Raw genomic sequence first — 24,593 nt, 5'->3', positions numbered from 1 at the left:
CGCATCGTTCGAATGCGCGAGAGGCAACCAGTCGTCGTGAGCTATCGCGACTGACGTCGCTCCCACAAGAGCCAGACGGCTTTACTCCGCCTCGTACACCGCCTTGCCATCCACCCAGGTCGAGCGGACGTGCAACCCGTCGAGCTGCTCGCCCGGCACCGCCAGCGGATCCTCGTCGAGGATGACGAAATCCGCACGCAAGCCGGGAGCGAGCTTGCCCACCTCCGCCTCGTCATGCGCCGCCCATGCCGCGTCGGCGGTGAAGCCGCGCAATGCTTCGGCCGCACTCAGGCGCTGATCGGGCATCCACCCGCCTTCGGGGGCGTCGTGCCCGTCCTGGCGCGTCACCGCGGCGTGCAGGCCGCGGCGCGGATCGACCGATTCCACCGGAAAGTCCGATCCCAATGCCAGCTTCGCCCCGCTCGCCTGCAGGCGCTGCCACGCATAAGCGCCCTTGATACGTGCCGGCCCCAGCCGGTCCTGCGCCCACGGCATGTCCGAGGTCGCATGCGTGGGCTGCATCGAAGCGATCACGCCCAGGGCGGCGAACCGCGGGAACTCCTCCGGCGCCACCACCTGCGCGTGTTCGATCCGCCAGCGGTGGTCGGTCTTCGCCGCATCGCCCAGCACACGGGCATACGCATCCAGCACCAGCCGGTTGCCACGGTCGCCGATCGCATGCGTCGCCACCTGCACATGGCAGCCGCGCGCCTTGCGCATCGCCGCTTCCAGCGCCGCCGGCTCGGTTACCAGCAAACCACGGTTGCCCGGGTCGTCGCTGTAATCCTCCAGCAGGGCGGCGCCGCGGCTACCCAGGGCGCCGTCGGCATACAACTTCACACCGCGCATCTGCAAACGGCCACCCGCGTGGCGGTACAGGCCCTGCGCGCACAGGTCCGCCAGCGCATCGCCATTGCCATCGGCGTACGTGTCGATGCGCAACGGCAGTCGGCCTTCGTCCGCGAACTGCTTCATCAGCGCCAGATCCTCGCGCGACACGCCCATGTCGTGCACCCCGGTCAGACCATTGCGCACGGCCGCCTGCGTGGCTTTCTCCAACGCCTGCCGGCGGTATGCCGCATCGGGCGCCGGCACCACCGCATTGACGAGCGACATGGCCGCATCGACGAAGACGCCGCTCGGCCGTCCACCCACACGCTCGATACGTCCGCCATCGGGTTGCCAGTCGCCGGTCAACGGGCGCGACGCACGTGCCGCGGCCGCGCGCAACGCCGCGCTGTTGGCCCAGCCGGCATGACCGTCGACACGTTCGAGCCACACAGGCCGATCGGGAAAGGCAGCATCCAGATCGGCGGCGGTCGGAAAGGTCTTTTCGGGCCAGTCGTTCTGGTCCCAGCCGCTGCCCAGCAGCCACGCATTGGCGGGCAGCTGCTTCTCGTATTCGCGCAGCCGCGCGATCACGTCGGCCTTGTCGCGCGCATCCACCAGGCCCGCGCGCATCAGCGCGTAGCCCAGCCCCATCACGTGGCCGTGCGCATCGATCAGGCCGGGAATGACGGTCTTGTCGGGGGCGTCCACACGGCGCGCATCGGGATAACGCGTGCGCAGTTCATCCGCACCGCCGACCGCGAGGATGCGGCCCTGCGCATCCCAGGCGATCGCCTGCGCGACCGGGTGTGCCGGATCGGACGTGTGCACGCGCCCTGCGGTCAGCACGTGGACCTGCGCCTGGGCCAGGCCCGCGACGACCACGCATCCCACACCGAATCCCGTCAACCACGCCAGACGCCGCATGCCGCTCTCCCGTATCGGTCCAGGGCGCGACTATGCGCAATGGCGTCGTGCACGGCAATAAAAAGAGGGGCCTTGCGGCCCCTCGGTTGCGGCATACCCCTGTCCTGCGACGCTGCGTCCGCAAAAGAACCGGTGCGAAGGCTTACTCGGGACGGACATCCACGCGGATGCGGATGCGGTCGCCGGGATGATGGTCGGTGCGGGTGTGGTAGGTACGGTTGCCGTACTCGTAAGTCACGTCGTATCCACTGACGCGACCGTCGCCGTAATAGTCATCGCCGTAACGGCTGTTGCCGGCAGGCACCGGGTCGCAGACGCGCACCTGTCCCCGCTGCACGCGACGCTCGCGCTGCGCGTTGTCGTAGATCGAGCGCCCGGCCATGCCGCCCACCATCGAGCCGACCGCGGTACCGACATAGCGACCGCTGCCGTCGCCGACCTTGCTGCCCAGCACCGCACCGGCGATGCCGCCGATCACGGTCGCGACGGTACGGCCCGATTCGGTGCTGCGGTCGGGATAGCGGCGGTCGCCGTAGTAGCCGTCATCGCCGTAACGGTCATCGTTGTAACCGTCGTTGCGGTAGCCATCGCGGTAGGTATCGCGCGCGTAGACGTCGTCGGCGTCGCGGTAGTAGCAGCGCTGGCCCGTCGTCGTGTTGGCATAGCCGTCATTGCGGCCGTAGCCGTTGTCGATGACCGGGTCGACGCGTACCACGCGGGCGTAGTCGTAATAGGGTTCGTCGCCGTAACGGTCCGTCGTGCCGTAGTAGCGCGTGGATTGCGCGGATGCCACGCCGGAGGCGAGCAGGCCGATGGCCAGCACGGTGGCGGATAAGCGCTTCATGTCGGGTACTCCCCCACGCCGGATTGGCGTGCTGGCATGCTCGGCCGATGCGGGTGAAACATGGCTGAACTCAGCCGGCTTTGGCAGCCCGGTTTAGCCATTCGACAGCTTGCGCGGCGATGCCGGCGGCTTCGCGCCCGAGCAACGGCCCGACATGCGAGCCTGAAACCGTTTGCAGCACCTCCGCGCCCCAGGCCCCGGCCATGGCCCGCGTGACCGCAGGCGGCACGTCCTCGTCATGCCCGGACACCACGCACACCATCGGGCATGCCGGGCGCACCACCGCGACGCCACGCTGGGCGTCGCGCAGGACGGCACCGGATTCGTCTCGCCAGTGGCGGAACGCGAACAGCGCCGTCGCGTCATCGCCCCCCGGCAACGCCCTGCGCGTGCCGGACAGCCGCGCATCGCGCCGCCACGGCACCACGTCGGGCCAGTCGCGCGCTGGCAGTCCGGCGTGCCAGGGCACGGGAGGCAATGGATTCACCATCACCAGCGCGTCCGCGCCGTCGGCCGCGCCCAGCGCCAGCAATCCGCCCAGGCTCGCACCGACCAGCACGCGCGGCCGCGGCAACGCCGCGAACGACGCGCGCACCTGGGCCTGGTAATCCTCGAGACGCGTCGCCGCCCATCCGTCGCGCACGGGCATGAGGTCGGGGGCCGCCACCTGGAAGCCCGCCGACTCGAACACGCCACGCCATACGTTCCACTCCCAGCCGCCACCGCCCGCGCCGTGCACGAGCAAGGCGGCCCGCGCGCCCGTCAAAGCAGGGTCGCTTCCAGCGACACCGGCACCGACAGCGCGCGCGAGATCACGCACCCGGCCTTGGCCTGCTGGGCGATCTCCTCGAACTGCGCCGCACTGATCCCCGGCACGCTCGCCGAGACGGTCAGCTTGATCGCGGTGATCGTCGGGCCCGGGTCCATGCCCGGCTCCATCGTCGCCTCGGCGCGCGTCTGCAGCTTGTCGGGCGTGAAGCCGGCCTTGCCGAGCACCGCCGACAGCGCCATGGTGAAGCAGCCCGCGTGGGCGACCGCCAACAGTTCTTCCGGGTTGGTGCCCTTCTCGTCGCCGAAGCGGGTCTTGAACGAATAGTTCTGGCCTTCGAACAGGCCGCTCTGCGGCGTGCTCAGGCTGCCCTTGCCGGACTGCAGATCGCCAGCCCACACCGCATCCGCGTAACGCTTCAAAGCCATGGTCGTGCTCCTCGGGTCAGGGGAAGCGAAGGGTACACCGACGGATGTTCATGCCATGTACCGCAGTGCGACTTGACCCCTCCCCCGCGCGCGCGGATGCTGGCCGCCCGCCATGACCGCCCGCCGAGCGCACGCTCACGGGACGCGCTCAGCCCGGACAGCCATGACGGCCCTTCGACCCAACCTACGGGAGGAACGGCCTCATGTCGTACAGCACACAACAGATCCGCAACGTGGCCCTGGCAGGCCACCCCGGCGCCGGCAAAACAACGCTCTTCGAAGCCCTGCTGCATGCCGGCGGCGCCCTCCAGGTGGCAGGCACCATCGAACGCGGCACCACGGTCTCCGACCACGACCCGATGGAACGAACGCGCGGCCACTCCATCGATACCGCCATCGCCAGCACCGACCACGGCGGCATGCACGTCAACCTGATCGACACGCCCGGCTATCCGGAATTCCGCGGCCCGGCCCTGTCGGCGTTCTCCGCGGTGGAAACCGCGTTGATCGTGGTCGATGCCGACAGCGGCGTCGCCCATGGCACGCGGCGGCTGATGGATCGCGCCGCCCAGCGCAACCTGTGCCGCGCCATCGTCATCAACAAGATCGACCACGAGGGCGCCGACTGCGCCGGTGTGCTGGCCGCGTTGCGCGAGGAGTTCGGCGCCGAGTTGCTGCCACTCAACCTGCCTGCCGACGGCGGCAAGGCGGTCATCGACTGCTTCTGGCAATCGACCGGCACATCGGACCTGGGCGATGTGGCCGACTGGCACCAGAAGATCATCGACCAGGTGGTCGAGATCAACGAAACGGTGATGGAGCACTACCTCGACCTGGGCGAAGGCGGCCTGTCCGGCGAAGAGCTGCACGACGCCTTCGAGCAATGCCTGCGCGAAGGCCACCTGGTGCCGGTGTGCTTCGCTTCGGCGCGCACGGGCGTCGGGGTCAAGGAACTGCTGGACGTGGCCGAACGCCTGTTCCCGAACCCGGCCGAGGCCAATCCGCCGCCTTTCATGAAGCTCAACGGCAGCGGCCCGCAACCCGTCGAGGCGGTTCCCGACCCCCGCGCGCACGTCATCGCCGACGTCTTCAAGATCGTCAACGATCCGTTCGTCGGCAAGCTGGGCGTCTTCCGCGTCTACCAGGGCACGCTGAAGAAGGACACGCAGCTGTTCGTCGACGATGGCAAGAAGCCGTTCAAGGTCGGCCACCTGTTCAAGCTCAAGGGCAAGGACCATGTGGAAGTGGACCAGGCCATTCCCGGCGACATCGCGGCGGTAGCCAAGGTCGAGGACCTGCATTTCGACGCCGTGCTCCACGACAGCCACGACGAAGACCACATCCACCTGGCACCGATCGATTTCCCCAGGCCGATGTTCGGCCTGGCGATCGAAGCGGCCAGCAAGGGCCAGGAGCAGAAGCTGTCGACCGCGCTGCACAAGCTGTCCGAAGAGGATCCCGCGTTCGTCGTGGACCACCAGCCGGAATTGAACGAGACCGTCATCCGCGGGCTGTCCGACCTCCACCTGCGGGTGATGCTGGAGCGCCTGAAGGAGCGCCACGGCGTGGAGGTGAAGACGCGCCCGCCGCGCATCGCCTATCGCGAGACGATCGGCGCCAAGGCCGAAGGCCACCACCGGCACAAGAAGCAGACCGGCGGCGCGGGGCAGTTCGGCGAGGTGTTCCTGCGGGTGGAGCCGCTGCCGCGCGGCAGCGGGTTCCAGTTCGCCGACGAAGTGAAGGGCGGCACGATCCCGGGCCAGTTCATGCCGGCCGTGGAAAAGGGTGTGCGCCAGGCGCTGGGCGCAGGCGTGCTGGCCGGTTATCCGATCCAGGACGTGCGCGTGACGGTGTACGACGGCAAGCACCATCCCGTGGACAGCAAGGAAGTGGCCTTCGTCGCGGCGGGCAAGAAAGCCTTCCTCGACGCCGTCGCCAAGGCCCGCCCGCAGGTCCTGGAGCCGGTCGTGGACCTGGAAGTCGCGGTCCCGGAAGCCCAGGTGGGCGACATCACCGGCGGCCTGGCAGGCAAGCGCGCGCGCATCAACGGCACCGACGCGGTGCGTGGCGAGATCGTGGTGAGGGCGCAGGTGCCGCTGGCGGAGCTGGACGGCTATGCGGCCGAGCTCAAGTCGATGACCGCGGGACAAGGGCGTTACAGCCTGGACTTCAGCCATTACGAGCCGGTGCCGCCGAACGTGCAGCAGAAACTGGCGGACGCCTACAAGCCGCGGCACGACGAAGAGTGAGTTGTGCGGGTGCGGCATCCGGTCGCGGACACGCGCCGGATGCCGCCTCCGGCGCACATCCGCACCGGGAATAAGGGCATTCCACGCGGTGATTTCAGCCACTTCGGGCGCCGGATCGAAAAAAAACCGAAAAAAAGCCGCTTTCGATGCCAATCGCTCTTGGCGGCGCGAATGCTTTGCCCTACATTTCGCTTGCCGATGCGATCGGCCCGATTACCCAACCACTCGACCGTAGAGACAGGACACATGGCAAAGAGCACCAAGAAGGCCGCGCCGAAGAAGGCCGCCAAGAAAGCTGCACCGAAGGCCGCCGCCAAGCCGGCCGCGCCGAAGCCGATCAAGGAAGCGCTGAGCAAGTCGGGCCTCGTCGCCCACATCGCCGAAGCGACCGCCGTCGCCGCCAAGGACGTCCGCGCCGTGCTGGCCTCGCTGGAAAGCGCCGTCCACGCCTCCGTCAACAAGAAGGGCGCTGGTTCCTTCACGCTGCCGGGCCTGCTGAAGATCAGCGCCGTCAACGTGCCGGCCAAGCCGAAGCGCAAGGGCATCAACCCGTTCACCAAGGAAGAGCAGTGGTTCGCCGCCAAGCCCGCCTCGGTGAAGGTGAAGGTGCGTCCGCTGAAGAAGCTGAAGGACGCTGCCGCCTGATAGGCGCGCGCCAAGGTTGCACCGGATCGGGACGGCATTGCCGTCCCGATTTTTTTGGCGCTCGCCGGCCTGGCATCGACCACTCGGGCGAGGTAAAGCCGATCTTCGCGGCAGCCTCCGGGCGCACTGCGGCGCGCAGTGCTTGCCGGCGCTTCCCTTGCTGCGCGGCGCCCCCTTGTGATGGCGCACTCCCGCCCGCAGGTCTGTCCTTGTCCCTTTCGATACAGGCAGGCGTTGCATGAAGATCCAGGGTTTCCTCGACCATCTGCTCAAATCCTCCAGCGGCAGCGGCAGCGTGCTCAACGCCGACTTCGGCAAGGGCGCGATCACCGGCGGCGCGCTTGGCCTGCTGCTTGGCAAGAACAAGACCTCGCGCAAGCTGGCCACCTACGGCGGGCTGGCGGCGGTCGGGGTGATGGCGTATCGCGCCTACAGCGACTACAAGCAACAGCAGGGCGGTTTCGCCGCCGGCGCGGGCCCGCAGACGGTGGACCGCCTGCCGCCGCCTCAGGCGGAGCTGCACAGCCAGGCGATCCTGAAGGCACTGGTGGCGGCCGCGAAGGCGGACGGCCACATCGACGCGCGCGAACGCGAGGTGATCGAAGGCGAGTTCTCGCGCATCGGCACCGACACCGAACTGCAGCAGTGGCTGCACGCCGAACTGGAAAAGCCGCTGGACCCGTCCGAAGTCGCGCGCGCCGGCAGCACCCCGGAAATCGCCTCGGAGATGTACCTGGCCAGCCTGATGGTGGTCGACGAGCAGAACTTCATGGAGCGCGCCTACCTGGACGAGTTGGCGAAGCAGCTTCGGCTGGAGCCGTCGCTGAAAGCGCAGCTTGAGCGCCAACTGGCGCAACCGCAGCCGCCCCCGCTGCCCTGACCGATGCGCCCTGCCGCGCGACGGTTGCGCCGCCTGGCGTGGACGCTGCTGTGGCTGGCGGCGCTGGCCGTGCTGCTCGCGTGGGCGTGGGGCCAGCCGTTCATGGCCTCGCCGCGCATGCTCTGGGATATCGCGCGCGCGCCGTCGCCCGTGTCGCTCCCCGTACCGGTGGAGGGCGTGCGTGCGAAACAGATCGCCGATACCTTCGGCGCACCGCGCGGCACCGACCGCACGCACCAGGGCGTGGACATCTTCGCGACGCGCGGTACCCCCATCCGCAGCGCCACCCGCGGCGTCGTGGTCGACGTCAGCGACGGCGGACTGGGAGGTCGGCAGGTGTGGGTGCTGGGCCCGGGCCGCGAACGGCACTACTACGCGCACCTCGACGACTGGGCGCCCGGCCTGTCCGCCGGCCAGGCGATCCAGGCCGGTGATGTCCTGGGCTTCGTCGGGACGACGGGCAACGCGCGCGGGACGCCGCCGCACCTGCATTACGGCATCTACGGAGCACAGGGCGCCTACGATCCCCTGCCGCTGTTCCGGGCGGGCGCCGCCTCCACGTCCGCTCGCTGAACCACGCCGCCGAGCGGAACAGTCCGTCACGGCATGCCCCCTCGTTCCCCCGCCGGCACGGACCTATCTTGGCCATGGTCCCCACCGCGCCGCCGGCGCACGCCCCCATGCCCAACGATACCCACCGCTACCGCATCACCGTCACGCCCATCGAAGACGATGGCCTCCAATGCAATGGCCGTTGCACCATCGAGTTCGAACACGCCTGCCATGACGACTGGATGCGCATCCTCGAAAACATCCAGCGCCAGCGCGGCTTCAGCGGCGACGAGCGCGCCGCGCTGATCGTCGGCACCAAGCTGCTGAGCGGCCTCATGCTCGACCACCGCAAGGATGCCGACGACCTGTTCGCGCCGCTGCGCCCGCACATGGGCGAGTTCATCCGGACGTTGAAAGAACGCACCCGCGACGCCCGCTGAAACGAGCGTGGCGCGGTAAGCTGCGGCCATGAAAGCCCGTCATGCCGACTACGCCAGGGTACTCGAGGACATTCCCAACATCGGGCCGTCCATCGCCGGTGACCTGCGCGGCATCGGCATCACCGCGCCGCAGGCATTGGCCCACCAGGACCCGTACGCGCTGTACGAACAGGTGAATGCCGCCACCGGCCAGCGCCACGATCCCTGCCTGTGCGACTGCTTCATCGCCGCGGTGCGCTTCATGGAAGGCGGCCCCGCCACGCCGTGGTGGCATTACACGGCCGAACGCAAGCAGCATTTCGCGCGGCACGCCGGCATCGCCGGTTAGGGTCCGGACAGGCGCGCCCGGCTATGGTGCGCCGACGTCTTCCGGAGCCCGCCATGCGCAGTAACCGACGCCACTTCCTGACCGCCACCCTCGTCGCGGGCGCCGCGCTCGTACTGGCGGGCTGCAGCACGCTCAACGCGGTCACCGGCCTGCTGGGCAACCAGATCAACTTCACCCAGCCGCAGTTGCAGCGCTACCTCAACCAGAGCTTCCCGCGCGAGTTCGACAAACTCGGCGGCCTGGTCTCGGCCACGCTGACCAACCCGCGCCTGAGCATTCCCTCCGGCGACAACCGGTTGCGGCTGGATTTCGACATCGGCGTCAGCGCACTCGGCGCGCGCGACGTCAGCCGCGGGCATTTCGCGCTGGCCAGCCGGCTGCGCTACAACCCCGCCACCCAGGGCCTGCACCTGGACAACCCGGAGATCCTGTCCGTGGACGTGCCCGGCGCCGGATCGCTGATGTCCGGCGGCACCCGCCAACTGGTCAACACGGTGCTGCAGGAGTACGCGCGCAACGAGCCGGTCTACAAGATCGACAGCGATGTGCTGCGCCGCCTGCCGGCCAGCAAGCGGATCGGCAATCCCCAGATCGAGGATGGCCGCGTGGTCATCCCGCTGCAGTGAGAGGTGTCGCGATGTTGAAACCCTTCCTGGCCCGCCTGGCCTTGCTCGTCTTCATCGCCGTACCGCCGCTGGCGTCGGCAGCCACGCCCTCGGTGCTGCGCTTCGATGCGGGGCAGTTGCAGGCGGCGGCGCGCGCGGGCTTCCCGGTGGAGGAATCACTGCTGGAAGGCTTCGCCTCACTGACGCTGAGCGACCCCGACATCCGCATCCCGACGCCGGGCGAACGCGTCCAGTTGCAGATGGACTACGACATCGCGCTGGCGACCGGCGAACGCCTGGAGTACGGCAACGTGGTCGTCAGCAGCGGTCTGCGCTACGACCCAACGACGCGCGGCCTGCACCTGGTGGACCCGCAGTTGGAGCACCTGGGCACCGGCGCCGGTGGACGTGGCCTGCCTGGCGGATCGCGCGAGGTGCTGCAGGACCTGATCCGCGAGTACGCCCGCACCCGGCCGCTCTACCAGCTGAGCGCCGACGACCTGGCCCAGGTGCCGGGGACGCTGACGGCCGATTCGCTGCGCATCCGCGACGGCCACGTCGAGCTGACGTTGGACGCCGCCGCGCGCTGACGCATCGCGACGGCGCACCCTCACAGTTCGAAGCGGTAGCTCAGCTTCACGACCAGCTGTTCGTCGTTGCGCAGGCTGAAGCTGTCGCGCAGCGCGTCGTCGGTGCCGTCCGTGCCGGCCAATTGTTCATAACCACCGCGGGCGTACACCACGTACAGGTAGGACAGCGGTGCGAGTTCGTAGCGGTAACGCACCTGGAAACCGAGGTTGCGCACGCTGAAGTCCTCGACCGTATCGCTGGCCGCAACCGCGTGCCCGGCGGCATCGAAGCGCCACGCATCGTGCGCACGCGCACTGATGGCGATCGCCTCCAGCTTCACGCGCAGTTCCTGGCGATTGTCGATGTTCCAGTCCAGGCCGGCGCGTAGCTTGGTCTCGCGGCCGTCGAACGCACCCACCAGGTCGCCCTGCGCCGCGCCCTGCCAGATCAGCCAGTCGGGGCGACGCACCACGTTCAAGCCGGCATTGACGCTGAAGGCGTCGTTGATGAAATACGTGGCGCCGTACCAGAACGCCGAGCCCAGCTTGCGGTTGCCCGCCAGCCCGCCGCCGAAGGCCTCGACTTCGACCTCGTGCGCCCAGTTGCCCTTGCGCGGGCGCTCGTATTCGAAATACGCATTCATGTTCGCCGGCAGGCGCACGATGCCGTTGCCGCGCAGCAGCGTGTCGTTGAGGCCGGCGCTGTTGACGTTGATCTGGGCGTATTCGTAACTGCCGTCGCGCAGCTGGCCTTCGCGGCTCATCCGGAACTGGTCGTTGAGCTTCTCGCCATGATTGTTGTGGCTGCTGCTCACGCGCCAGCGCCAGTCCTTGGACGAATAGCGCGACGCATCAGGCAGGTCGGTGAACCGCTTGCGCGCTTCCCAGTGCAGGTAGTTGGTGCTGTTGCGCGACAGGTAACCGAAATCGTTGAGTTGCAGATCGTTGCCGAAATGCATGGCGATCCACTGCTGGCGCCAGCCACGGTCCATCTCGTAGTCGGCCCAGACGGTCGCGCCGTAATCCTGCACGGTGTCGCCGGCCTGCTCGATGCGGCTGCCCAGCAGGCGCGTGCGGATGTTCCAGCGCGGCGTCGGCCGCCAGTTGTGGTCCACGCCGAGCACGGTGGCTTCGCGGTCGCGGGCATCGTCGTCCACGCGGGTCAGCATCGCGCCCAGGTTCTGCCGTTCGAAATCGCGCACCAGTCGCAGCGCGTGGTAGCTGCGTCCGCTGGTGCCGTCCTCATCGGCGGAGAACAGGCCGTAGTTGGCCTGGCCCAGGCTGCCGTTCAACTTGACCGCTGCGGTGATGTCGCCGGTGCTGCCCACGCGGCGCGTGTAGAGCTGCTGGCTGTCGTCGGAGGGCGTGGTCAGCTCGAAGATGCCCTGGTTCTCGGTGAAGAACGGGCGCTTGTCGCTGATGAAGGTCTCGGTGGCGCTGAAATTCACCACCAGGTCGTCCGCTTCCACCTGGCCGAAATCGGGATTGACGGTGGCCGACAACTGGAAGCGTCCGTTGGGCTTCCAGAAAATGTCCGCGCCGCCGTTGAAATCGCTGCCGCCGCCGACGTTGTCGTACAGGCCCGAGACGTAAGGCGTGATTGCCAGCAGCGACTGGTCGTACCGCGCGACGGTGATCGGCGCGAAATCCGACAGGAAGCGCGGACGCTCGAAGCTCGCCTGCGGCCACGCCATGCGCTCGCCGGTGGAGCCGATCACGCGCGCGAGGAACACCTTCAGCGTGCGCTGGCCGTCGGTACCGTCGCGCATCGGCGCGGTGTGCCACGGGATCAGCAGTTCGACCGACCAGCCCTGCTCGTCCTCGGTCACCGCATACCGCCACTGGCCGTCCCAGTCGTCGCTGAACTGGTTCTCGTTGGTGATGATTTCGTCGGCGATGCCGCCGGTGGAGCTGACGGTGAAGGCATAACCGGTGCGTCCGTCGCCATCGAAATCGATGAAGGCGTTGACGCGGTCGACCTGCGCGTCGAAATCGCGCTGCACTTTCTGCCGCGTGCGCGGCACGCCGGCCGGCTGGGTGTTGCGGAACGCGATCGCCAGGCCCTCGGGCGTGGCCAGCACCCAGGCTTCGGTGGCGAGCGAGCCCGGCTCGCCGGTCAGCGGCTGGGTCTTGCGGAAGTCGCTGACGTGCCGCGCGTCCTGCCATTCGGCAGGATCGATGCGGCCGTCGATCTCGACGGCCTGGGCCACGGTGCACGGCAGGGCCAGCGCGAGCAGGCCGGCGAATCGGGTGAGGGTCATGGCGTTCGGGTGGTGGTCCGGTGCGCGCACGTTATCGACGCGGGGCGGATGCCACACCTGCCTTCGGTCATTTCAACCTTTCGGCATCCTGCGGCATCCGTGCCTGGGAGAGATCAGCGCCCTTTCTTGGGCTGCAGCATGGTGCCCGTGCATTTCTTGCTGCCGCAGCGGCAGGCCCAGATCTTCTTCAGGCGCGCGGTGTGCGGCTCATCCAGGGTGATGCCGTAGTTGTAGGTCAGTTCCTCGCCCGGCTTGATGGCGCGGATCGCCTCGATGAAGACCTTGTCCTTCTTGCGGTTCTTGCCGTCGTGCTCCTCGATCACCGCCTCGCAGTTCGGGTCGCAGCTGTGGTTGATCCAGCGCGCCTTGTTGCCCTTGTGGTTGGCGTCGATGACGTAATCGTCGTTGAGCGTGAACAGGAAGGTGTGGCCGGAGTCCACGTCGCCGGCGTCGTCGGCATCGACTTCGTCGTGCGTGCGCCGCTTGCCCTTGTATTCCACCACCCGCTCGCCCTTCTTGATCGGGGCGATGGCGAACACGCCGTTGCCGTGGATGTCGGATTGGCGGGCTTCGATCTTGCGGGGCATGCGGGGGTCCGGCGGAAGGGAGGAAGGGGGATTCTCGCCCATGCGCATGGCGTTTCCCAACTTTCCCTCGCCTGAACGCTTCGGTGGCGGCGCGTGGCCGGTCCGTGCAGGACGGCGCGTTCGATGCCCGTTCCCCTTATTGCGACCACCACCATGCGCGCCAGCCCGCTCCTGCTCGCCACCGCCCTGTGCCTCACCCTGTCCGCCTGCCAGCCTGCGCAAACGCCGACGACGGCCAGCCTTCCGCCACCCGCGCCCAACGACGCCGACCTGCTCGCCCGCGGCGAATACCTGGTGCGGACCACCGGCTGCAACGACTGCCACACCCCGGGCTATGCCGAATCCGGCGGCACGACCGACAAGGCCGGCTGGCTGGTGGGCTCGCCGATGGGCTTCCATGGTCCGTGGGGCACCACCTACCCGAGCAACCTGCGGCTGCGCATGCAGCAACTCACCGAAGCGCAGTGGCTGGAGTACAGCGCCAACCTGCGCACCCGCCCGATGATGCCGGACTTCGCCGTGCGCGCGATGACGGAGGAAGACCGTCGCGCGATCTACCGCTTCGTGCATTCGCTCGGCGCCGCCGGCCAACCCGCACCCGAGGCGCTGCCGCCTGGCCAGACGCCGCCGGCGCCTTACCTCGGCCTGGTGCTGCCGACGCCGCCGGCGGACGCGCCTGCCGCCCATTGAGGTCCCGCGGCCGCCTCACCAGGGGAACAGGCGGCCGTTGAACATCCAGAACAGGCCCAGTGCCAGGCCGAACACGGTCCAGAACAGCTGGCCCAGCCCGCGGAACAGCTTCACCGCCAGGTAGACGCCGCCGATGGCGAGCAGCACGCGCCAGAGGAAGCCTTGATCCAGGCCGCTGGCGGACGCAGTGGAACCGGAAGAGGCATGGGTGGTGTTCATGAGGGCGATCCTGGAAGGGACTGTCCGGGAGTGGACGGGGCCCATGTTCCCGATCTGCGGGCCGCCGCATCAGTCGCGGGCGTCAGCCATCGCGGGTGACAACCGTCAGCTGGCGCGCCTCGCCTGAACGGGGAAAACCCCGGGGTTTGAGCCGGGCGGCATGAAAGCGTACAATTTCGGTACGTTTTCAGAGTCCCTCCCCCCATGCTTCGCGTCACCAAGCTGACCGACTACGCCACCGTGGTCCTGACCGTGCTCGCCGCCAGGCCGGGCGAGGTCCTCAGTGCCTCCGACCTGGCCGAGCACTCCGGCCTGGAAACCCCGACCGTGAGCAAGGTGCTCAAGCCGCTGGCGCAGGCCGGCCTGGTGGAAGGCCTGCGTGGCGTGCACGGCGGCTACCGCCTGAGCCGCGACGCGGCCGAGATCAGCCTGGTGGAGATCGTCGAGGCCATGGAAGGGCCGTTGGCCATGACCGAATGCAGCCAGAGCGAAAGCCAGTGCGGCATCGCCCACCAATGCGGCGCGCGCGCCAACTGGCGGCTGATCAACGACGTGGTGGCCGACGCCCTGCGCGGCTTCACCCTCGCCCAGATGATCGCCCCTCCCCCCTCTTCCGACGACGTGCGCAGGCGACCCATCGCCGTGCAGGTCGCCACCCGTTGAACCGTAGGCAGCCCGATGGCCACCGAGAACGCTGAAATCCTGGAACAGCTGGGACGTCGCTACGACGCCGGCTTCATCACCGACATCGAATCCGATTCGTTGCCGCCGGGCCTGGACGAGGACGTCGTCCGCGCCCTGTCGGCGAAGAAGAACGAGCCGGAGTGGATGACCGAATGGCGCCTGGCCGCCTATCGCCACTGGCTGACGATGCAGGCCCCGCACTGGGCCAAGCTGAAGATCGGCCCGATCGATTTCCAGGCCATCAGCTACTACAGCGCGCCGAAGGCGAAGTACGCCTCGCTGGACGAAGTGCCGCAGGAGCTGCTGGACACCTACGACAAGCTGGGCGTGCCGCTGCACGAGCGCGCCAAGCTCGCCGGCGTGGCGGTGGACGCGGTGTTCGATTCCGTCTCCGTCGGCACCACCTTCCGCAAGGAACTGGCCGAGAAGGGCGTGATCTTCTGCTCGATGTCCGAGGCCATCCACGAACACCCCGAGCTGGTGAAGCAGTACCTGGGCAGCGTGGTGCCGGTGGGCGACAACTACTTCGCCGCGCTCAACTCTGCGGTGTTTTCCGACGGCAGCTTCGTGTTCATTCCCAAGGGCGTGCGCTGCCCGATGGAGCTGAGCACCTACTTCCGCATCAACGCCGGCCACACCGGCCAGTTCGAGCGCACGCTGATCATCTGCGAGGACAAGGCCTACGTGTCCTACCTGGAGGGCTGCACCGCGCCGATGCGCGACGAGAACCAGCTGCATGCCGCGGTGGTGGAGCTGGTCGCGCTGGAAGACGCCGAGATCAAGTACTCGACGGTGCAGAACTGGTACCCGGGCGACGAGGAAGGCCGTGGCGGCATCTACAACTTCGTCACCAAGCGCGCCGAATGCCGGGGCGACCGCAGCAAGGTGACCTGGACGCAGGTGGAGACCGGCTCGGCGATCACCTGGAAGTACCCGTCCTGCGTGCTGCTGGGCGACGACTCCGTGGGCGAGTTCCACTCGGTCGCGCTGACCCACCACCGCCAGCAGGCCGACACCGGCACCAAGATGATCCACGTGGGCAAGCGCACCAAGTCCAAGATCGTCAGCAAGGGCATCAGCGCCGGCCGCGGCCAGAACACCTACCGCGGCCTGGTGAAGGTGGACCGCAACGCCGACGGCGCGCGCAACTACACCCAGTGCGACAGCCTGCTGATCGGCAAGAAGTGCGGCGCGCATACCTTCCCCTACATCGAAGTGAAGAACCCCACCGCGACGCTGGAGCACGAGGCCACCACCTCGAAGATCAGCGACGACCAGCTGTTCTACTGCCGCGCGCGCGGCATCGGCCAGGAAGACGCGGTCTCGATGATCGTCGACGGCTTCTGCAAGCAGGTCTTCCGCGAACTGCCGATGGAATTCGCGGTGGAAGCGAAGAAGCTGCTGGAAGTGTCGCTGGAAGGCAGCGTCGGGTAACGGCCACTCCCTTCTCCCGCCGGGAGAAGGTGGCGCGAAGCGCCGGATGCGGGTGCGACGGAATCGGACGGGTTCACCCCCACGATTCCACCGGACCCTCACCCCAACCCCTCTCCCAGTGGGAAAGGGGCTCAAGAAATCAAACGGGAAACGCACCATGTTGAAGATCGACAACCTCCACGCCAGCGTCGCCGGCAAGGACATCCTCAAGGGCCTCTCGCTGGAGGTGAAGCCGGGCGAAGTGCACGCCATCATGGGCCCCAACGGCGCCGGCAAGTCCACGCTGGGCAACATCCTGGCCGGCCGCGAGGGCTATGAGGTCACCGCCGGCAGCGTCGAGTTCGACGGCAGGCCGTTGCTGGAACTGGACCCGGAAGAACGCGCCGCCGCCGGCGTGTTCCTGGCGTTCCAGTACCCGGTCGAGATCCCGGGCGTGAACAACACCTACTTCCTGCGCGCGGCGCTCAATGCCCAGCGCAAGGCGCGCGGCGAGTCGGAACTGGATTCGATGCAGTTCCTCAAGCTGGTGCGCGAGAAGCTGGCCGTGCTGCACCTGAAGGACGAGCTGCTGCATCGTGGCGTCAACGAAGGTTTCAGCGGCGGCGAGAAGAAACGCAACGAGATCTTCCAGCTCGCCGTGCTGGAGCCGAAGCTGGCGATCCTCGACGAGACCGACAGCGGCCTGGACATCGACGCGCTGAAGAACGTCGCCGATGGCGTCAACGCGCTGCGCTCGCCGGACCGCGCCTTCCTGGTCATCACCCATTACCAGCGCCTGCTCGACTACATCAAGCCGGACGTGGTGCACGTGCTGGCCGGCGGCCGTATCGTCGAGACCGGCGGCCCGGAACTGGCGCTGGAACTCGAACAGCACGGCTACGCCTGGATCAAGGACCGGGTCGCCCCGGAGCAGGCCGCCTGATGAGCGCGCTGCTCGACTCCCTGTCCGCCGGCTTCAGCGGCGACGCCGCGCGCCGCGCGGTGCTCGACGAGGCGCTGCGCGACGGCCTGCCCGGCCCGCGTACCGAAGCGTGGAAGTACACCTCGCTGCGCCAGCTGGAGCGTCGCAGCTTCGCTGCCGTCGATGCGTTGCCGTCGCTGGACCCGATGCTGCTGGCCGACATCCCGGCGCCGCGCGCGGTGTTCGTCAACGGCCGCTACTCGGTGGCGCTGTCGCTGACCACCGATTTGCCGGACGGCGTCAGCCTGCAGCTGCTGTCCGAGGCGCTCGCCGATGGCGGTGATGCGGCGCGCTTCCTGCAGCGCCGCTTCGAGCGCACCGACGAAGTCTTCGCCCGGCTCAACGCCGCATTGGCGACCGAAGGCCTGCTGCTGCGCGCCGAAGCCGATGTGCGCAGCGAGCAGCCCTTGCACCTGGTCTTCATCGGCACCGACGACGGCGCCGATCGCGCCTGGCACCTGCGCAACCTGATCGAACTGCGCGCGGGCGCGTCGCTGACGGTGGTGGAGCACCACCTCGCCGCCACGCCACACGCGCACTTCATCAACGCGCTCAGCCACGTGCATCTCGCTGCCGGCGCCACGCTGTCGCACGCCCGTGTGCAGACGGACAGCGACCGCGCCACCACACTGCTCCGCACAGACGCAGTACTCGCACGCGACGCCGATTACCGGCGCGTTGACCTGGAACTGGGCGGCGCATTGTCCCGCCATGAACTCAACGTGCGCCTGGAAGGCGACAACGCCCGTCTGGCGGCGAACGGCGTGCTGCTGGCTGGTGGACGACGCCACGTCGACACCCGCTTGGGCATCGACCACATCGGTCGCGACACCGCATGCGAACTGACCTGGCGCGGACTCGGCGCCGGACGCGGGCGCGCGGTATTCCATGGCGGCATCCTGATCCGCGAAGGCGCCGACGGTACCGACGCCGCGCTGTCGAACAAGAACCTGCTGCTGTCGGACAATGCCGAAATCGACACCCAGCCGGTGCTCGAAATCCACGCCGACGAAGTGAAGGCCGCCCATGGCGCCACCGTCGGCCAGTTGGATGCCAACGCCCTGTTCTACCTGCGCTCGCGCGGGCTGACCCAGCCGGAAGCGCGGCAACTGCTGACGACCGCGTTCTGCCGCGAGCCGCTGGGCGTGATCGAGGACGCCGGCGTGCGCGATGCATTGCTCGCCCGCGTGGACGCCGCGCTGGCGGCAGTGGAGGCGGGATGAACCGCGAGGTCCTGGCCGATGCCGGCACCGCCATCGATTGGGCACGCGTCCGCGAGGACTTCCCCCTGCTCGCGCGACAGGTCAACGGCAAGCCGCTCATCTACCTGGACAGCGCCAACACCGGCCAGAAGCCGGTGTCGGTGATCCGGACGACCGACGACTTCTACCGGCAGCACAACGCCAACGTCAGCCGCGCCGTGCATACCCTGGGCACCGAGGCGACCGAAGCTTACGAAGGCGCGCGCAAGACGCTGGCCCGTTTCCTCAACGTGCGTGCGGACGAACTGGTGCTGTGCAGCGGCACCACGTTCGCGATCAACCTGGTGGCGTACTCGTGGGCGCTGCCGCGCCTGAAGGCCGGCGACACGATCCTGGTGTCGCGCATGGAGCACCACGCCAACATCGTGCCGTGGCAGCTGGTCGCGCAGCGCACCGGCGCGGCCCTCAAGGTCGCGGAGATCCACGCCGACGGCACGCTCGACCTGGATGCCCTGTACGCAGCGATGACCGGCGACGTGAAGCTGCTGGCCATCACCCACACCTCCAACGTATTGGGCACCGTCAATCCGGTTCGCGAGATCTGTCGCGAGGCACGCAAACGTGGGATCACGACGGTGGTCGATGGTTCGCAGGCCGTGCCGCATCGCGCGGTTGATGTCGCTGCGATCGGCTGCGATTTCTACGCGTTGACCGGCCACAAGATGTGCGGCCCCACCGGGACCGGCGCGCTGTGGGCGCGCAAGGAACATCTGAACGCCATGCCGCCCTTCATCGGCGGCGGCGAGATGATCAAGGAAGTCAGCTTCGACGGCACCGTGTTCAACGATCCGCCGCACAAGTTCGAAGCCGGCACGCCCAACATCGCGGGTTTCATCGGGCTGGGCGCAGCCGTGGACTACCTGGATGTGTTGGGCATGGCGAACGTCGAAGCCCGCGAAGCCGAGCTGCTCGCGCACGCCACCGAGGAGCTGGACCGGATCGAGGGCCTGCGCATCTTCGGCCGCGCGCCCGAGAAGGCGGCAGTGATCTCGTTCCTGATCGAAGGGGCGCACGCCCACGACCTGGCCACGCTACTGGACCTGGAGGGCGTCGCCGTCCGCTCCGGCCAGCACTGCGCGCACCCGCTGCTGCAGTTCTTCGGCGTCGCCGCCACCCTGCGGGCCTCGTTCGCGTTCTACAACTCGCACGAGGATGTCGAGCGCTTCATCGCGGCCCTGAAGAAAGCGCGCAGCCTGCTGGCCTGACGCTGGGGTAAAAGGGGTTGCCGCCCTACAATGGGCGGCATGGATACCCTGACCTTCCGCTCCGCCGTCCCCGCCGACATTCCGGCCCTCGTCGCCTTGGTGACCTCCGCCTACCGCGGTGATGTCAGCAAGCAGGGCTGGACCACCGAAGCCGACATGCTCGACGGCCAGCGCATCGATCCGGACGTACTCGCCCGCGACATCGAACGCGACCGTAGCCGCATCCTGCTGGCCGAGCGCGACGGCGTGCTGCTGGCCTGTGCGCACGTGGCGGAGGACGAGGGCGCGGGGTATTTCGGCATGTTCTCCGTGCGGCCCGACCTGCAGGGCGGTGGCGTGGGCAAGGCCATGCTGGCGGAAGCCGAGCGCGTGGCGCGCGACGAGTGGCGGTTGCCCGCGATGCGGATGACAGTGATCGACATCCGCGACGAACTGATCGCGTTCTATGTCCGCCGCGGCTATGTGCGCACGGGCATCAAGAAGCCCTTTCCCTATGGCGACGAGCGCTTCGGCATCCCCAAGCGCGACGACCTGCGCTTCGAGATCCTGGAAAAGCCACTGGCGGGGGCCATCGCGTGAGCGAGGCCTGGACCTTCGTCTGCGCCACCGGTGAGCTGCTGCCCGGCGAGCTGAAGACGGTATTCGACGAAGTCACCGGAACGCCCATCGTCGTGCTGAACCACGATGGCGACCTGTACGCACTGGAGGACAAGTGCAGCCATGAGGATTTCGAGCTGTCCTCCGGCCACTTCGATCCCGCCGAGGCCAGCATCGAATGCGTCCTGCACGGGGCCCGCTTCGACGTCCGCGACGGTCGCGCCCTCTGCGCCCCGGCCTACTCGCCGGTGGCCAAGTTCCCGGTCCGGCTGGAGCACGGCGGTATCTGGACCCGGGACGACCGGGACTGAGTCCGGATTGTAAATATTCTGTTGTAATCGCAAATCATTCTCATTATCCTGTCGCACCCTGCGGCAGATCGTCGCAGCCCGCCCCTCCGAGGCCCCGGTGCCGCGCGTCCCCCGCCCAGTCCTGCCGACCGTCATCTGCCTGCTCCTGGCATGCATGATGGTGCTCGCGGGCGCGCTCAACGCCGCCCCCTTGCAGACGGCCGCCGGCATCGCCGCCCCCGTGGCCGCGCCCCCGGCGAATGAAGACCTCGCGCTGACCGCAAGCGACGGCGAAGCAGACCACGCCGCCGTGCCGACACCGGCCGAATCCGAACCGGCGGCAGGCGGCGCGCGCGCCCTCGCGTCGCGATGCCCCATCGACGGGCGATACCTCGCCGCGTCCACGGACAACGGTCCGCCCGCACGATCCCCCGCCTATCGCGGCTGCGGCCCTCCCCGCTGATCGCGTATCGACGCTGCGCACCTTCGCGCGATGCCCGATTTTTCCTGCTCGCAGAACACTGCGCGCACGCTCCGAACCCATCTCTCAATCTGCCCCGTAGCCTTCGCCACCGGGTCATCCGCTCAAGCACACAAGGATGCCTATGAACTTCCGTCCCTCTCCCCTGACCGCCGCCCTGTTGATGGCGATCACTGCCCCTGCAATCGCCGCACCCGGTGGCGACATGCCGGCCGACGCCGCCATGCAGGCCAAGGAACTGGACACCGTCGAGGTGCACGGTGAGCGCGTCCAGAAAGCCAGCTCGCCGAAGTACACCGAAGACCTCGTCGACACGCCGCAGACGATCACCGTGGTGACGAGCGAAGTGATGGCGCAGCAGAACCTGCTGGGCCTGCGCGACGTGCTGAGCACGCTGCCGGGCATCACCTTCGGCGCTGGCGAAGGCGGCGGCGGTTACGGCGACAGCATCAACCTGCGCGGCTTCACCGCCAGCAGCGACATCACCACGGACGGCGTTCGCGACAGCGCGCAATACACCCGTTCCGACAATTTCAACCTGGATTCGATCGAACTCGTCAACGGCGCCAACTCGGCGATGTCCGGTGCGGGCTCGGTCGGCGGCAACATCAACCTGGTCAGCAAGGTGGCGCGCGAAGGCGACTTCAGCACGTTCACCGTGGGTGCGGGCACGGACAAGTACGGCCGCGTGACCGCCGACAGCAATCATGACTTCGAGAACGGCATCGCCGTTCGCCTGAATGCGATGGTCCACCAGAACGACGTGCCGGGCCGCGACCACGAGAGCTTCCAACGTTGGGGCTTCGCGCCCTCGATCGTGTTCGGCCTCGGCTCGGACACGCGCGTCACCCTGAGCTACCTGCATCAGAGCGACGACAACCTGCCCCAGTACGGCGTGCCGTACGCGCTCAATCCGTTCAACGATGGCCCGCTCCCGGGCGTCGATCGCGAGAGCTACTTCGGGTACCGCAACATCTCCGAACAGCAGATCGACATCGACATGCTCACGGGCCTGTTCGAGCACGACTTCAACGACCAGGTCTCGGTGCGCAGCCTCGCCCGCCTGCAGAAGGTCGATCAGCTGAGCAATGTCACCGCGCTGCAAGGCGCATGGTGCCTGGACAACGGCACCAACCCGTACACCGGCGCGAGCTGCTCACCCGCGGGCATGTGGAATCCGAACTCGGGACCGCGCGGCTTCGTGCGCGACACGAGCAACTTCATGGCCATCAGCCAGACGGACCTGACGGCACGATTCGCCACCGGCTCCATCGAACACGCGCTTGTCGCGGGCGTGGCGTTCGCCAAGGAAGATTTCGACCTGGATACCGGCAGCGTCTTCAATACTTCGACCGGCACCTCCGTCACCGCGTTCCCGCTGGTCGACATCAACAACCCGTACAACGTCTGGACGGGGCCCGTGAATTACTACGCCACGTCGAGGACCAAGGGCTCGCTGAACAACCAGGCCGTCTACCTGTTCGACACCCTCAACTTCACGCCGCAGTTCTCGCTCAATCTCGGCGCCCGTTACGAGCGCAACGAAGGCGACACGATCACGTGGACGGCCTCCACCGCGGCCGCGACGCGAGGCCAGTACCTGACCGCCCCCTCGCCGTCGGCGGGCAACAGCGACAACCTGTTCTCGTATCGTGCGGGCCTGGTATACAAGCCGGCAGAGAACGGCTCCATCTACCTCGCCTATGCCAACAGCAAGACGCCGTCGAAGGCATCGGTCAACGGCTCCTGCACGCTGACCAGCGCGACGGGCGGCGCCAACTGCTCGGTCGATCCGGAAACCGCGGTGAATGTCGAACTGGGAACGAAGTGGGACCTGTTCGGCACCCGCCTCGCACTGACCGCCGCGATCTTCCGCAATGAACGCCAGAACTATCGCGTCGCCGACCCGGATCCGCTCAACTTCACCGGCGAGCAGTCGCTGGATGGCAAGGCACGCGTGGACGGTATCGCCCTGGGTGCAGCAGGCAACATCACCCGCGAGTGGTCGCTGTTCGCCAACTACACGTACCTGGACAGCGAAGTGCTGCACGGCGTGTCGAAGTTCTGCGCGGCCAACCCTGGCGCGGCGAATTGCGGCAACACCGCACTCTTTCCCGATCCGCTCAAGGGCAACCCGCTGACCAATACGCCGAAGCACTCCATGAGCCTCTGGAGCACCTACCAGTTGAACGACTGGACCTTCGGCTACGGCGCAACGTACCAGGGCAGCTTCTACACGCAGAACAGCAATCTGCTTGGCGATCTTGACCCCTACAAGACCGAAGCCTACTGGGTGCATCGCGCGATGGTGGGCTACCGCGTCAACGACAGCCTGAGCCTGCAGCTCAACCTCAACAACCTGTTCGACGAGGAGTACTACACGCGCATCCGCAACAACGTCACGCTGACCAGTGGCGTGATTACGGCGGGCAACGGTTGGGCGACGCCCGGCGAGGGCCGTTCGGCCGTCCTGACGGCCACGCTCAAGTTCTGAGGCCATCGGCCCGGCTGTACGCACTCCACACCCCGCCCATGCACAATGGGCGGGGTTTTCTTTTCGAGGTGAACCGACATGCTGCTGGCGATTCCGGATGTCCTGACCCCCGCGCAGGTCGCGCAGGCACGGGCGCGGCTGGATGCCGCCGATTGGGCGGACGGCCGCATCACCGCGGGCTACCAGTCGGCCAAGGCCAAGGACAACGCGCAGCTGCCGGAGGATTCGCCGGCGGCGCGTGACGTCGGCGCACTGATCCTGGACGCGCTCTCGCGCAACAGCACTTTCTTCTCGGCGGCGCTGCCCAAGCGCATCTATCCGCCGCTGTTCAATCGCTACGACGGCGGCCAGTCGTTCGGCTACCACGTCGACAATGCGATCCGCTACGACCGCAGCCGCGGCGGCGTGGATCCCGTGCGCACGGATCTTTCCGCCACGCTCTTCCTGAGTGCGCCCGAGGACTACGACGGCGGCGAACTGATCATCGAGGACACCTTCGGCACGCAGAGCGTGAAGCTGCCGGCCGGCCACATGGTGCTCTACCCCGGCACGAGCCTGCACAGGGTGACGCCAGTGACGCGCGGCGCGCGGGTGGCTTCGTTCTTCTGGCTGCAAAGCATGGTGCGCGATGATGGCCACCGCCGGTTGATGTTCGAACTGGATGTGTCCATCCGTCGCCTGACCGCCGATGTGCCCGAGCACCCTGCGCTGGTGCAACTGACGGGCGTGTACCACAACCTCCTCAGACAGTGGGCAGAGACCTGAGCGGAGCAAACAAGAGTCAACCTCGTTTGCACTTGATAAGTATTCTCATCTAGAATGTCCGTTACGGCCGCCGGTATGGCGTGCCCACGGGGACATTCTTGAAACAGCCGCCTGACAAGCCGATCGACCTGCACCAGGGCATGGCGCATTCGCCATGGCGCTGGACAGTGGGCTGGGCGGTCCTGGTGGTCGCCCTGGCGGTTCTGCTGGGCGCGCGCTTCTCTGCCGCCCCCGGCTCCGCAAGAGACGTTGTTGCGGAAGCGGCCACCACGCCGGCTTTCGTCTTTCACGACATCCGCCATCCGGGCGAACCGTGCGAAGAGCAGCATCGCGAGACGCCGGCCAAGAAAGCGCGACTGACGACACTCAAGGTGTTGACCGAGCGCGCAGCGTCACCGCCGCAGGGCATCGCATTCCATCTGCAGGCTTCACCACTGCTGCCGGACACCGGCTCGCAGGCGGCCCTGCCGAGCCTGAAGGCCCAGGGCGCTCCACGCCGACCCGACCCCTCGCTGAGCCTCCATCACGGACAGGCGCCTCCGGCCGCCTGATCCACGCGCGCGACCGTTCAACGGCCGCCCCTGCCCTTCGCTTCCAAC

27 protein-coding genes are annotated in these 24,593 nt (G+C 67.7%); 20 read left to right on the top strand and 7 right to left on the bottom strand.

The features are described from left to right. Nucleotides 1-81 precede the first annotated feature (81 nt). From ASD72_RS01285 to ASD72_RS01270, 4 genes are all read right to left on the bottom strand, one after another. Complete coding sequence (locus tag ASD72_RS01285) at nucleotides 82-1,755, bottom strand: amidohydrolase (protein ID WP_056878159.1); 1,674 nt, start codon at nucleotides 1,753-1,755, stop codon at nucleotides 82-84. A 142-nt stretch (nucleotides 1,756-1,897) separates the two neighbouring features. Next, nucleotides 1,898-2,599, bottom strand: coding sequence for a glycine zipper 2TM domain-containing protein (locus tag ASD72_RS01280; RefSeq protein ID WP_056878158.1), 702 nt, complete (start codon nucleotides 2,597-2,599; stop codon nucleotides 1,898-1,900). Nucleotides 2,600-2,669: 70 nt separating this feature from the next. After that, complete coding sequence (locus ASD72_RS01275; protein ID WP_162250330.1) at nucleotides 2,670-3,365, bottom strand: alpha/beta fold hydrolase; 696 nt, start codon at nucleotides 3,363-3,365, stop codon at nucleotides 2,670-2,672. After that, nucleotides 3,362-3,796, bottom strand: coding sequence for an OsmC family protein (locus tag ASD72_RS01270; RefSeq protein ID WP_056878156.1), 435 nt, complete (start codon nucleotides 3,794-3,796; stop codon nucleotides 3,362-3,364). The genes ASD72_RS01275 and ASD72_RS01270 overlap by 4 nt, the downstream gene beginning before the upstream one ends. A gap of 203 nt (nucleotides 3,797-3,999) precedes the next feature. Here ASD72_RS01270 and fusA point away from each other — a divergent pair, with 203 nt between their 5' ends. From fusA to ASD72_RS01230, 8 genes are all read left to right on the top strand, one after another. Continuing rightward, on the top strand, nucleotides 4,000-6,045 hold the full coding sequence (gene fusA / locus ASD72_RS01265) for an elongation factor G (protein ID WP_056878155.1): 2,046 nt from the start codon (nucleotides 4,000-4,002) through the stop codon (nucleotides 6,043-6,045). Between the two features lie 246 nt (nucleotides 6,046-6,291). Then, complete coding sequence (locus tag ASD72_RS01260; protein ID WP_056878154.1) at nucleotides 6,292-6,690, top strand: HU family DNA-binding protein; 399 nt, start codon at nucleotides 6,292-6,294, stop codon at nucleotides 6,688-6,690. Between the two features lie 238 nt (nucleotides 6,691-6,928). Then, nucleotides 6,929-7,570, top strand: coding sequence for a tellurite resistance TerB family protein (locus ASD72_RS01255; RefSeq protein WP_056878153.1), 642 nt, complete (start codon nucleotides 6,929-6,931; stop codon nucleotides 7,568-7,570). A 3-nt stretch (nucleotides 7,571-7,573) separates the two neighbouring features. Further along, nucleotides 7,574-8,143 (top strand): M23 family metallopeptidase, encoded by a 570-nt coding sequence (locus ASD72_RS01250; RefSeq protein WP_056878152.1) that lies wholly within the window; start codon nucleotides 7,574-7,576, stop codon nucleotides 8,141-8,143. Nucleotides 8,144-8,250: 107 nt separating this feature from the next. Next, nucleotides 8,251-8,562, top strand: a complete 312-nt coding sequence (locus ASD72_RS01245; protein ID WP_056878469.1) for a DUF3861 domain-containing protein — start codon at nucleotides 8,251-8,253, stop codon at nucleotides 8,560-8,562. A gap of 28 nt (nucleotides 8,563-8,590) precedes the next feature. Next, nucleotides 8,591-8,890 (top strand): helix-hairpin-helix domain-containing protein, encoded by a 300-nt coding sequence (locus ASD72_RS01240; protein WP_056878151.1) that lies wholly within the window; start codon nucleotides 8,591-8,593, stop codon nucleotides 8,888-8,890. Nucleotides 8,891-8,943: 53 nt separating this feature from the next. Continuing rightward, a complete protein-coding gene (locus ASD72_RS01235; RefSeq protein ID WP_056878150.1) occupies nucleotides 8,944-9,516 on the top strand; it encodes a DUF1439 domain-containing protein in 573 nt (190 codons plus the stop codon). An 11-nt stretch (nucleotides 9,517-9,527) separates the two neighbouring features. After that, a complete protein-coding gene (locus tag ASD72_RS01230; protein ID WP_056878149.1) occupies nucleotides 9,528-10,085 on the top strand; it encodes a DUF1439 domain-containing protein in 558 nt (185 codons plus the stop codon). Nucleotides 10,086-10,105: 20 nt separating this feature from the next. Here ASD72_RS01230 and ASD72_RS01225 read toward each other — a convergent pair whose 3' ends face one another. Continuing rightward, nucleotides 10,106-12,325 (bottom strand): DUF5916 domain-containing protein, encoded by a 2,220-nt coding sequence (locus ASD72_RS01225; protein ID WP_056878468.1) that lies wholly within the window; start codon nucleotides 12,323-12,325, stop codon nucleotides 10,106-10,108. Nucleotides 12,326-12,438: 113 nt separating this feature from the next. Then, nucleotides 12,439-12,912, bottom strand: a complete 474-nt coding sequence (locus tag ASD72_RS01220; RefSeq protein ID WP_056878148.1) for an SET domain-containing protein-lysine N-methyltransferase — start codon at nucleotides 12,910-12,912, stop codon at nucleotides 12,439-12,441. Nucleotides 12,913-13,035: 123 nt separating this feature from the next. On the opposite strand from ASD72_RS01220, the gene ASD72_RS01215 reads away from it, so the two are divergent. Next, the gene (locus ASD72_RS01215; protein ID WP_155944408.1) at nucleotides 13,036-13,602 is read left to right on the top strand and encodes a c-type cytochrome; all 567 of its coding nucleotides are present in this window, start codon (nucleotides 13,036-13,038) and stop codon (nucleotides 13,600-13,602) included. Between the two features lie 15 nt (nucleotides 13,603-13,617). Here the strand turns inward: ASD72_RS01215 and ASD72_RS01210 are convergent, their stop codons facing one another. Beyond that, complete coding sequence (locus ASD72_RS01210; RefSeq protein ID WP_056878146.1) at nucleotides 13,618-13,821, bottom strand: hypothetical protein; 204 nt, start codon at nucleotides 13,819-13,821, stop codon at nucleotides 13,618-13,620. Between the two features lie 204 nt (nucleotides 13,822-14,025). Between ASD72_RS01210 and ASD72_RS01205 the strand changes: the two genes are divergently transcribed. From ASD72_RS01205 to ASD72_RS01155, 11 genes are all read left to right on the top strand, one after another. Beyond that, a complete protein-coding gene (locus ASD72_RS01205) occupies nucleotides 14,026-14,484 on the top strand; it encodes an SUF system Fe-S cluster assembly regulator (RefSeq protein WP_056878145.1) in 459 nt (152 codons plus the stop codon). Nucleotides 14,485-14,499: 15 nt separating this feature from the next. Beyond that, nucleotides 14,500-15,939, top strand: coding sequence for a Fe-S cluster assembly protein SufB (sufB, locus tag ASD72_RS01200; protein WP_056878144.1), 1,440 nt, complete (start codon nucleotides 14,500-14,502; stop codon nucleotides 15,937-15,939). A 157-nt stretch (nucleotides 15,940-16,096) separates the two neighbouring features. Next, the gene (gene sufC, locus ASD72_RS01195; protein ID WP_056878143.1) at nucleotides 16,097-16,861 is read left to right on the top strand and encodes a Fe-S cluster assembly ATPase SufC; all 765 of its coding nucleotides are present in this window, start codon (nucleotides 16,097-16,099) and stop codon (nucleotides 16,859-16,861) included. Then, a complete protein-coding gene (sufD, locus tag ASD72_RS01190) occupies nucleotides 16,861-18,123 on the top strand; it encodes a Fe-S cluster assembly protein SufD (RefSeq protein WP_056878142.1) in 1,263 nt (420 codons plus the stop codon). The genes sufC and sufD overlap by 1 nt, the downstream gene beginning before the upstream one ends. Beyond that, nucleotides 18,120-19,367, top strand: coding sequence for a cysteine desulfurase (locus ASD72_RS01185; protein WP_056878141.1), 1,248 nt, complete (start codon nucleotides 18,120-18,122; stop codon nucleotides 19,365-19,367). Before sufD ends, ASD72_RS01185 begins: the two co-directional genes overlap by 4 nt. Before the next feature lie 39 nt (nucleotides 19,368-19,406). Beyond that, complete coding sequence (locus ASD72_RS01180; protein WP_056878467.1) at nucleotides 19,407-19,946, top strand: GNAT family N-acetyltransferase; 540 nt, start codon at nucleotides 19,407-19,409, stop codon at nucleotides 19,944-19,946. Further along, nucleotides 19,943-20,275: a non-heme iron oxygenase ferredoxin subunit gene (locus ASD72_RS01175; protein WP_056878140.1), complete on the top strand. Its 333-nt coding sequence runs from the start codon at nucleotides 19,943-19,945 to the stop codon at nucleotides 20,273-20,275. The genes ASD72_RS01180 and ASD72_RS01175 overlap by 4 nt, the downstream gene beginning before the upstream one ends. Nucleotides 20,276-20,429: 154 nt before the next feature. Beyond that, on the top strand, nucleotides 20,430-20,717 hold the full coding sequence (locus ASD72_RS01170) for a hypothetical protein (protein ID WP_056878139.1): 288 nt from the start codon (nucleotides 20,430-20,432) through the stop codon (nucleotides 20,715-20,717). Nucleotides 20,718-20,859: 142 nt separating this feature from the next. Continuing rightward, complete coding sequence (locus ASD72_RS01165) at nucleotides 20,860-23,229, top strand: TonB-dependent receptor (protein ID WP_056878138.1); 2,370 nt, start codon at nucleotides 20,860-20,862, stop codon at nucleotides 23,227-23,229. A 78-nt stretch (nucleotides 23,230-23,307) separates the two neighbouring features. Continuing rightward, the gene (locus tag ASD72_RS01160) at nucleotides 23,308-23,994 is read left to right on the top strand and encodes a Fe2+-dependent dioxygenase (RefSeq protein WP_056878137.1); all 687 of its coding nucleotides are present in this window, start codon (nucleotides 23,308-23,310) and stop codon (nucleotides 23,992-23,994) included. Between the two features lie 98 nt (nucleotides 23,995-24,092). Beyond that, a complete protein-coding gene (locus ASD72_RS01155) occupies nucleotides 24,093-24,545 on the top strand; it encodes a hypothetical protein (protein ID WP_056878136.1) in 453 nt (150 codons plus the stop codon). Nucleotides 24,546-24,593 lie beyond the last annotated feature (48 nt).

Origin of the sequence: Pseudoxanthomonas sp. Root630 (assembly GCF_001427585.1) — a bacterium.
In the GTDB taxonomy this organism is placed as follows: Bacteria; Pseudomonadota; Gammaproteobacteria; order Xanthomonadales; family Xanthomonadaceae; genus Pseudoxanthomonas_A.
This window is presented reverse-complemented; position numbering and strand designations above follow the sequence as displayed.

What these genes read in the sequence shown, in the direction of transcription:
- ASD72_RS01220 (WP_056878148.1), bottom strand. Translation starts at nt 12,912, where the DNA reads ATGCCCCGCAAGATCGAAGCCCGCCAATCCGACATCCACGGCAACGGC.
- ASD72_RS01160 (WP_056878137.1), top strand. Translation starts at nt 23,308, where the DNA reads ATGCTGCTGGCGATTCCGGATGTCCTGACCCCCGCGCAGGTCGCGCAG.
- ASD72_RS01255 (WP_056878153.1), top strand. Translation starts at nt 6,929, where the DNA reads ATGAAGATCCAGGGTTTCCTCGACCATCTGCTCAAATCCTCCAGCGGC.
- ASD72_RS01280 (WP_056878158.1), bottom strand. Translation starts at nt 2,599, where the DNA reads ATGAAGCGCTTATCCGCCACCGTGCTGGCCATCGGCCTGCTCGCCTCC.
- sufD (WP_056878142.1), top strand. Translation starts at nt 16,861, where the DNA reads ATGAGCGCGCTGCTCGACTCCCTGTCCGCCGGCTTCAGCGGCGACGCC.
- ASD72_RS01225 (WP_056878468.1), bottom strand. Translation starts at nt 12,325, where the DNA reads ATGACCCTCACCCGATTCGCCGGCCTGCTCGCGCTGGCCCTGCCGTGC.
- ASD72_RS01285 (WP_056878159.1), bottom strand. Translation starts at nt 1,755, where the DNA reads ATGCGGCGTCTGGCGTGGTTGACGGGATTCGGTGTGGGATGCGTGGTC.
- fusA (WP_056878155.1), top strand. Translation starts at nt 4,000, where the DNA reads ATGTCGTACAGCACACAACAGATCCGCAACGTGGCCCTGGCAGGCCAC.
- ASD72_RS01240 (WP_056878151.1), top strand. Translation starts at nt 8,591, where the DNA reads ATGAAAGCCCGTCATGCCGACTACGCCAGGGTACTCGAGGACATTCCC.
- sufC (WP_056878143.1), top strand. Translation starts at nt 16,097, where the DNA reads ATGTTGAAGATCGACAACCTCCACGCCAGCGTCGCCGGCAAGGACATC.
- ASD72_RS01260 (WP_056878154.1), top strand. Translation starts at nt 6,292, where the DNA reads ATGGCAAAGAGCACCAAGAAGGCCGCGCCGAAGAAGGCCGCCAAGAAA.
- ASD72_RS01210 (WP_056878146.1), bottom strand. Translation starts at nt 13,821, where the DNA reads ATGAACACCACCCATGCCTCTTCCGGTTCCACTGCGTCCGCCAGCGGC.
- ASD72_RS01180 (WP_056878467.1), top strand. Translation starts at nt 19,407, where the DNA reads ATGGATACCCTGACCTTCCGCTCCGCCGTCCCCGCCGACATTCCGGCC.
- ASD72_RS01250 (WP_056878152.1), top strand. Translation starts at nt 7,574, where the DNA reads ATGCGCCCTGCCGCGCGACGGTTGCGCCGCCTGGCGTGGACGCTGCTG.
- ASD72_RS01165 (WP_056878138.1), top strand. Translation starts at nt 20,860, where the DNA reads ATGAACTTCCGTCCCTCTCCCCTGACCGCCGCCCTGTTGATGGCGATC.
- ASD72_RS01270 (WP_056878156.1), bottom strand. Translation starts at nt 3,796, where the DNA reads ATGGCTTTGAAGCGTTACGCGGATGCGGTGTGGGCTGGCGATCTGCAG.
- ASD72_RS01205 (WP_056878145.1), top strand. Translation starts at nt 14,026, where the DNA reads ATGCTTCGCGTCACCAAGCTGACCGACTACGCCACCGTGGTCCTGACC.
- ASD72_RS01215 (WP_155944408.1), top strand. Translation starts at nt 13,036, where the DNA reads ATGCCCGTTCCCCTTATTGCGACCACCACCATGCGCGCCAGCCCGCTC.
- ASD72_RS01185 (WP_056878141.1), top strand. Translation starts at nt 18,120, where the DNA reads ATGAACCGCGAGGTCCTGGCCGATGCCGGCACCGCCATCGATTGGGCA.
- sufB (WP_056878144.1), top strand. Translation starts at nt 14,500, where the DNA reads ATGGCCACCGAGAACGCTGAAATCCTGGAACAGCTGGGACGTCGCTAC.
- ASD72_RS01235 (WP_056878150.1), top strand. Translation starts at nt 8,944, where the DNA reads ATGCGCAGTAACCGACGCCACTTCCTGACCGCCACCCTCGTCGCGGGC.
- ASD72_RS01170 (WP_056878139.1), top strand. Translation starts at nt 20,430, where the DNA reads ATGATGGTGCTCGCGGGCGCGCTCAACGCCGCCCCCTTGCAGACGGCC.
- ASD72_RS01230 (WP_056878149.1), top strand. Translation starts at nt 9,528, where the DNA reads ATGTTGAAACCCTTCCTGGCCCGCCTGGCCTTGCTCGTCTTCATCGCC.
- ASD72_RS01245 (WP_056878469.1), top strand. Translation starts at nt 8,251, where the DNA reads ATGCCCAACGATACCCACCGCTACCGCATCACCGTCACGCCCATCGAA.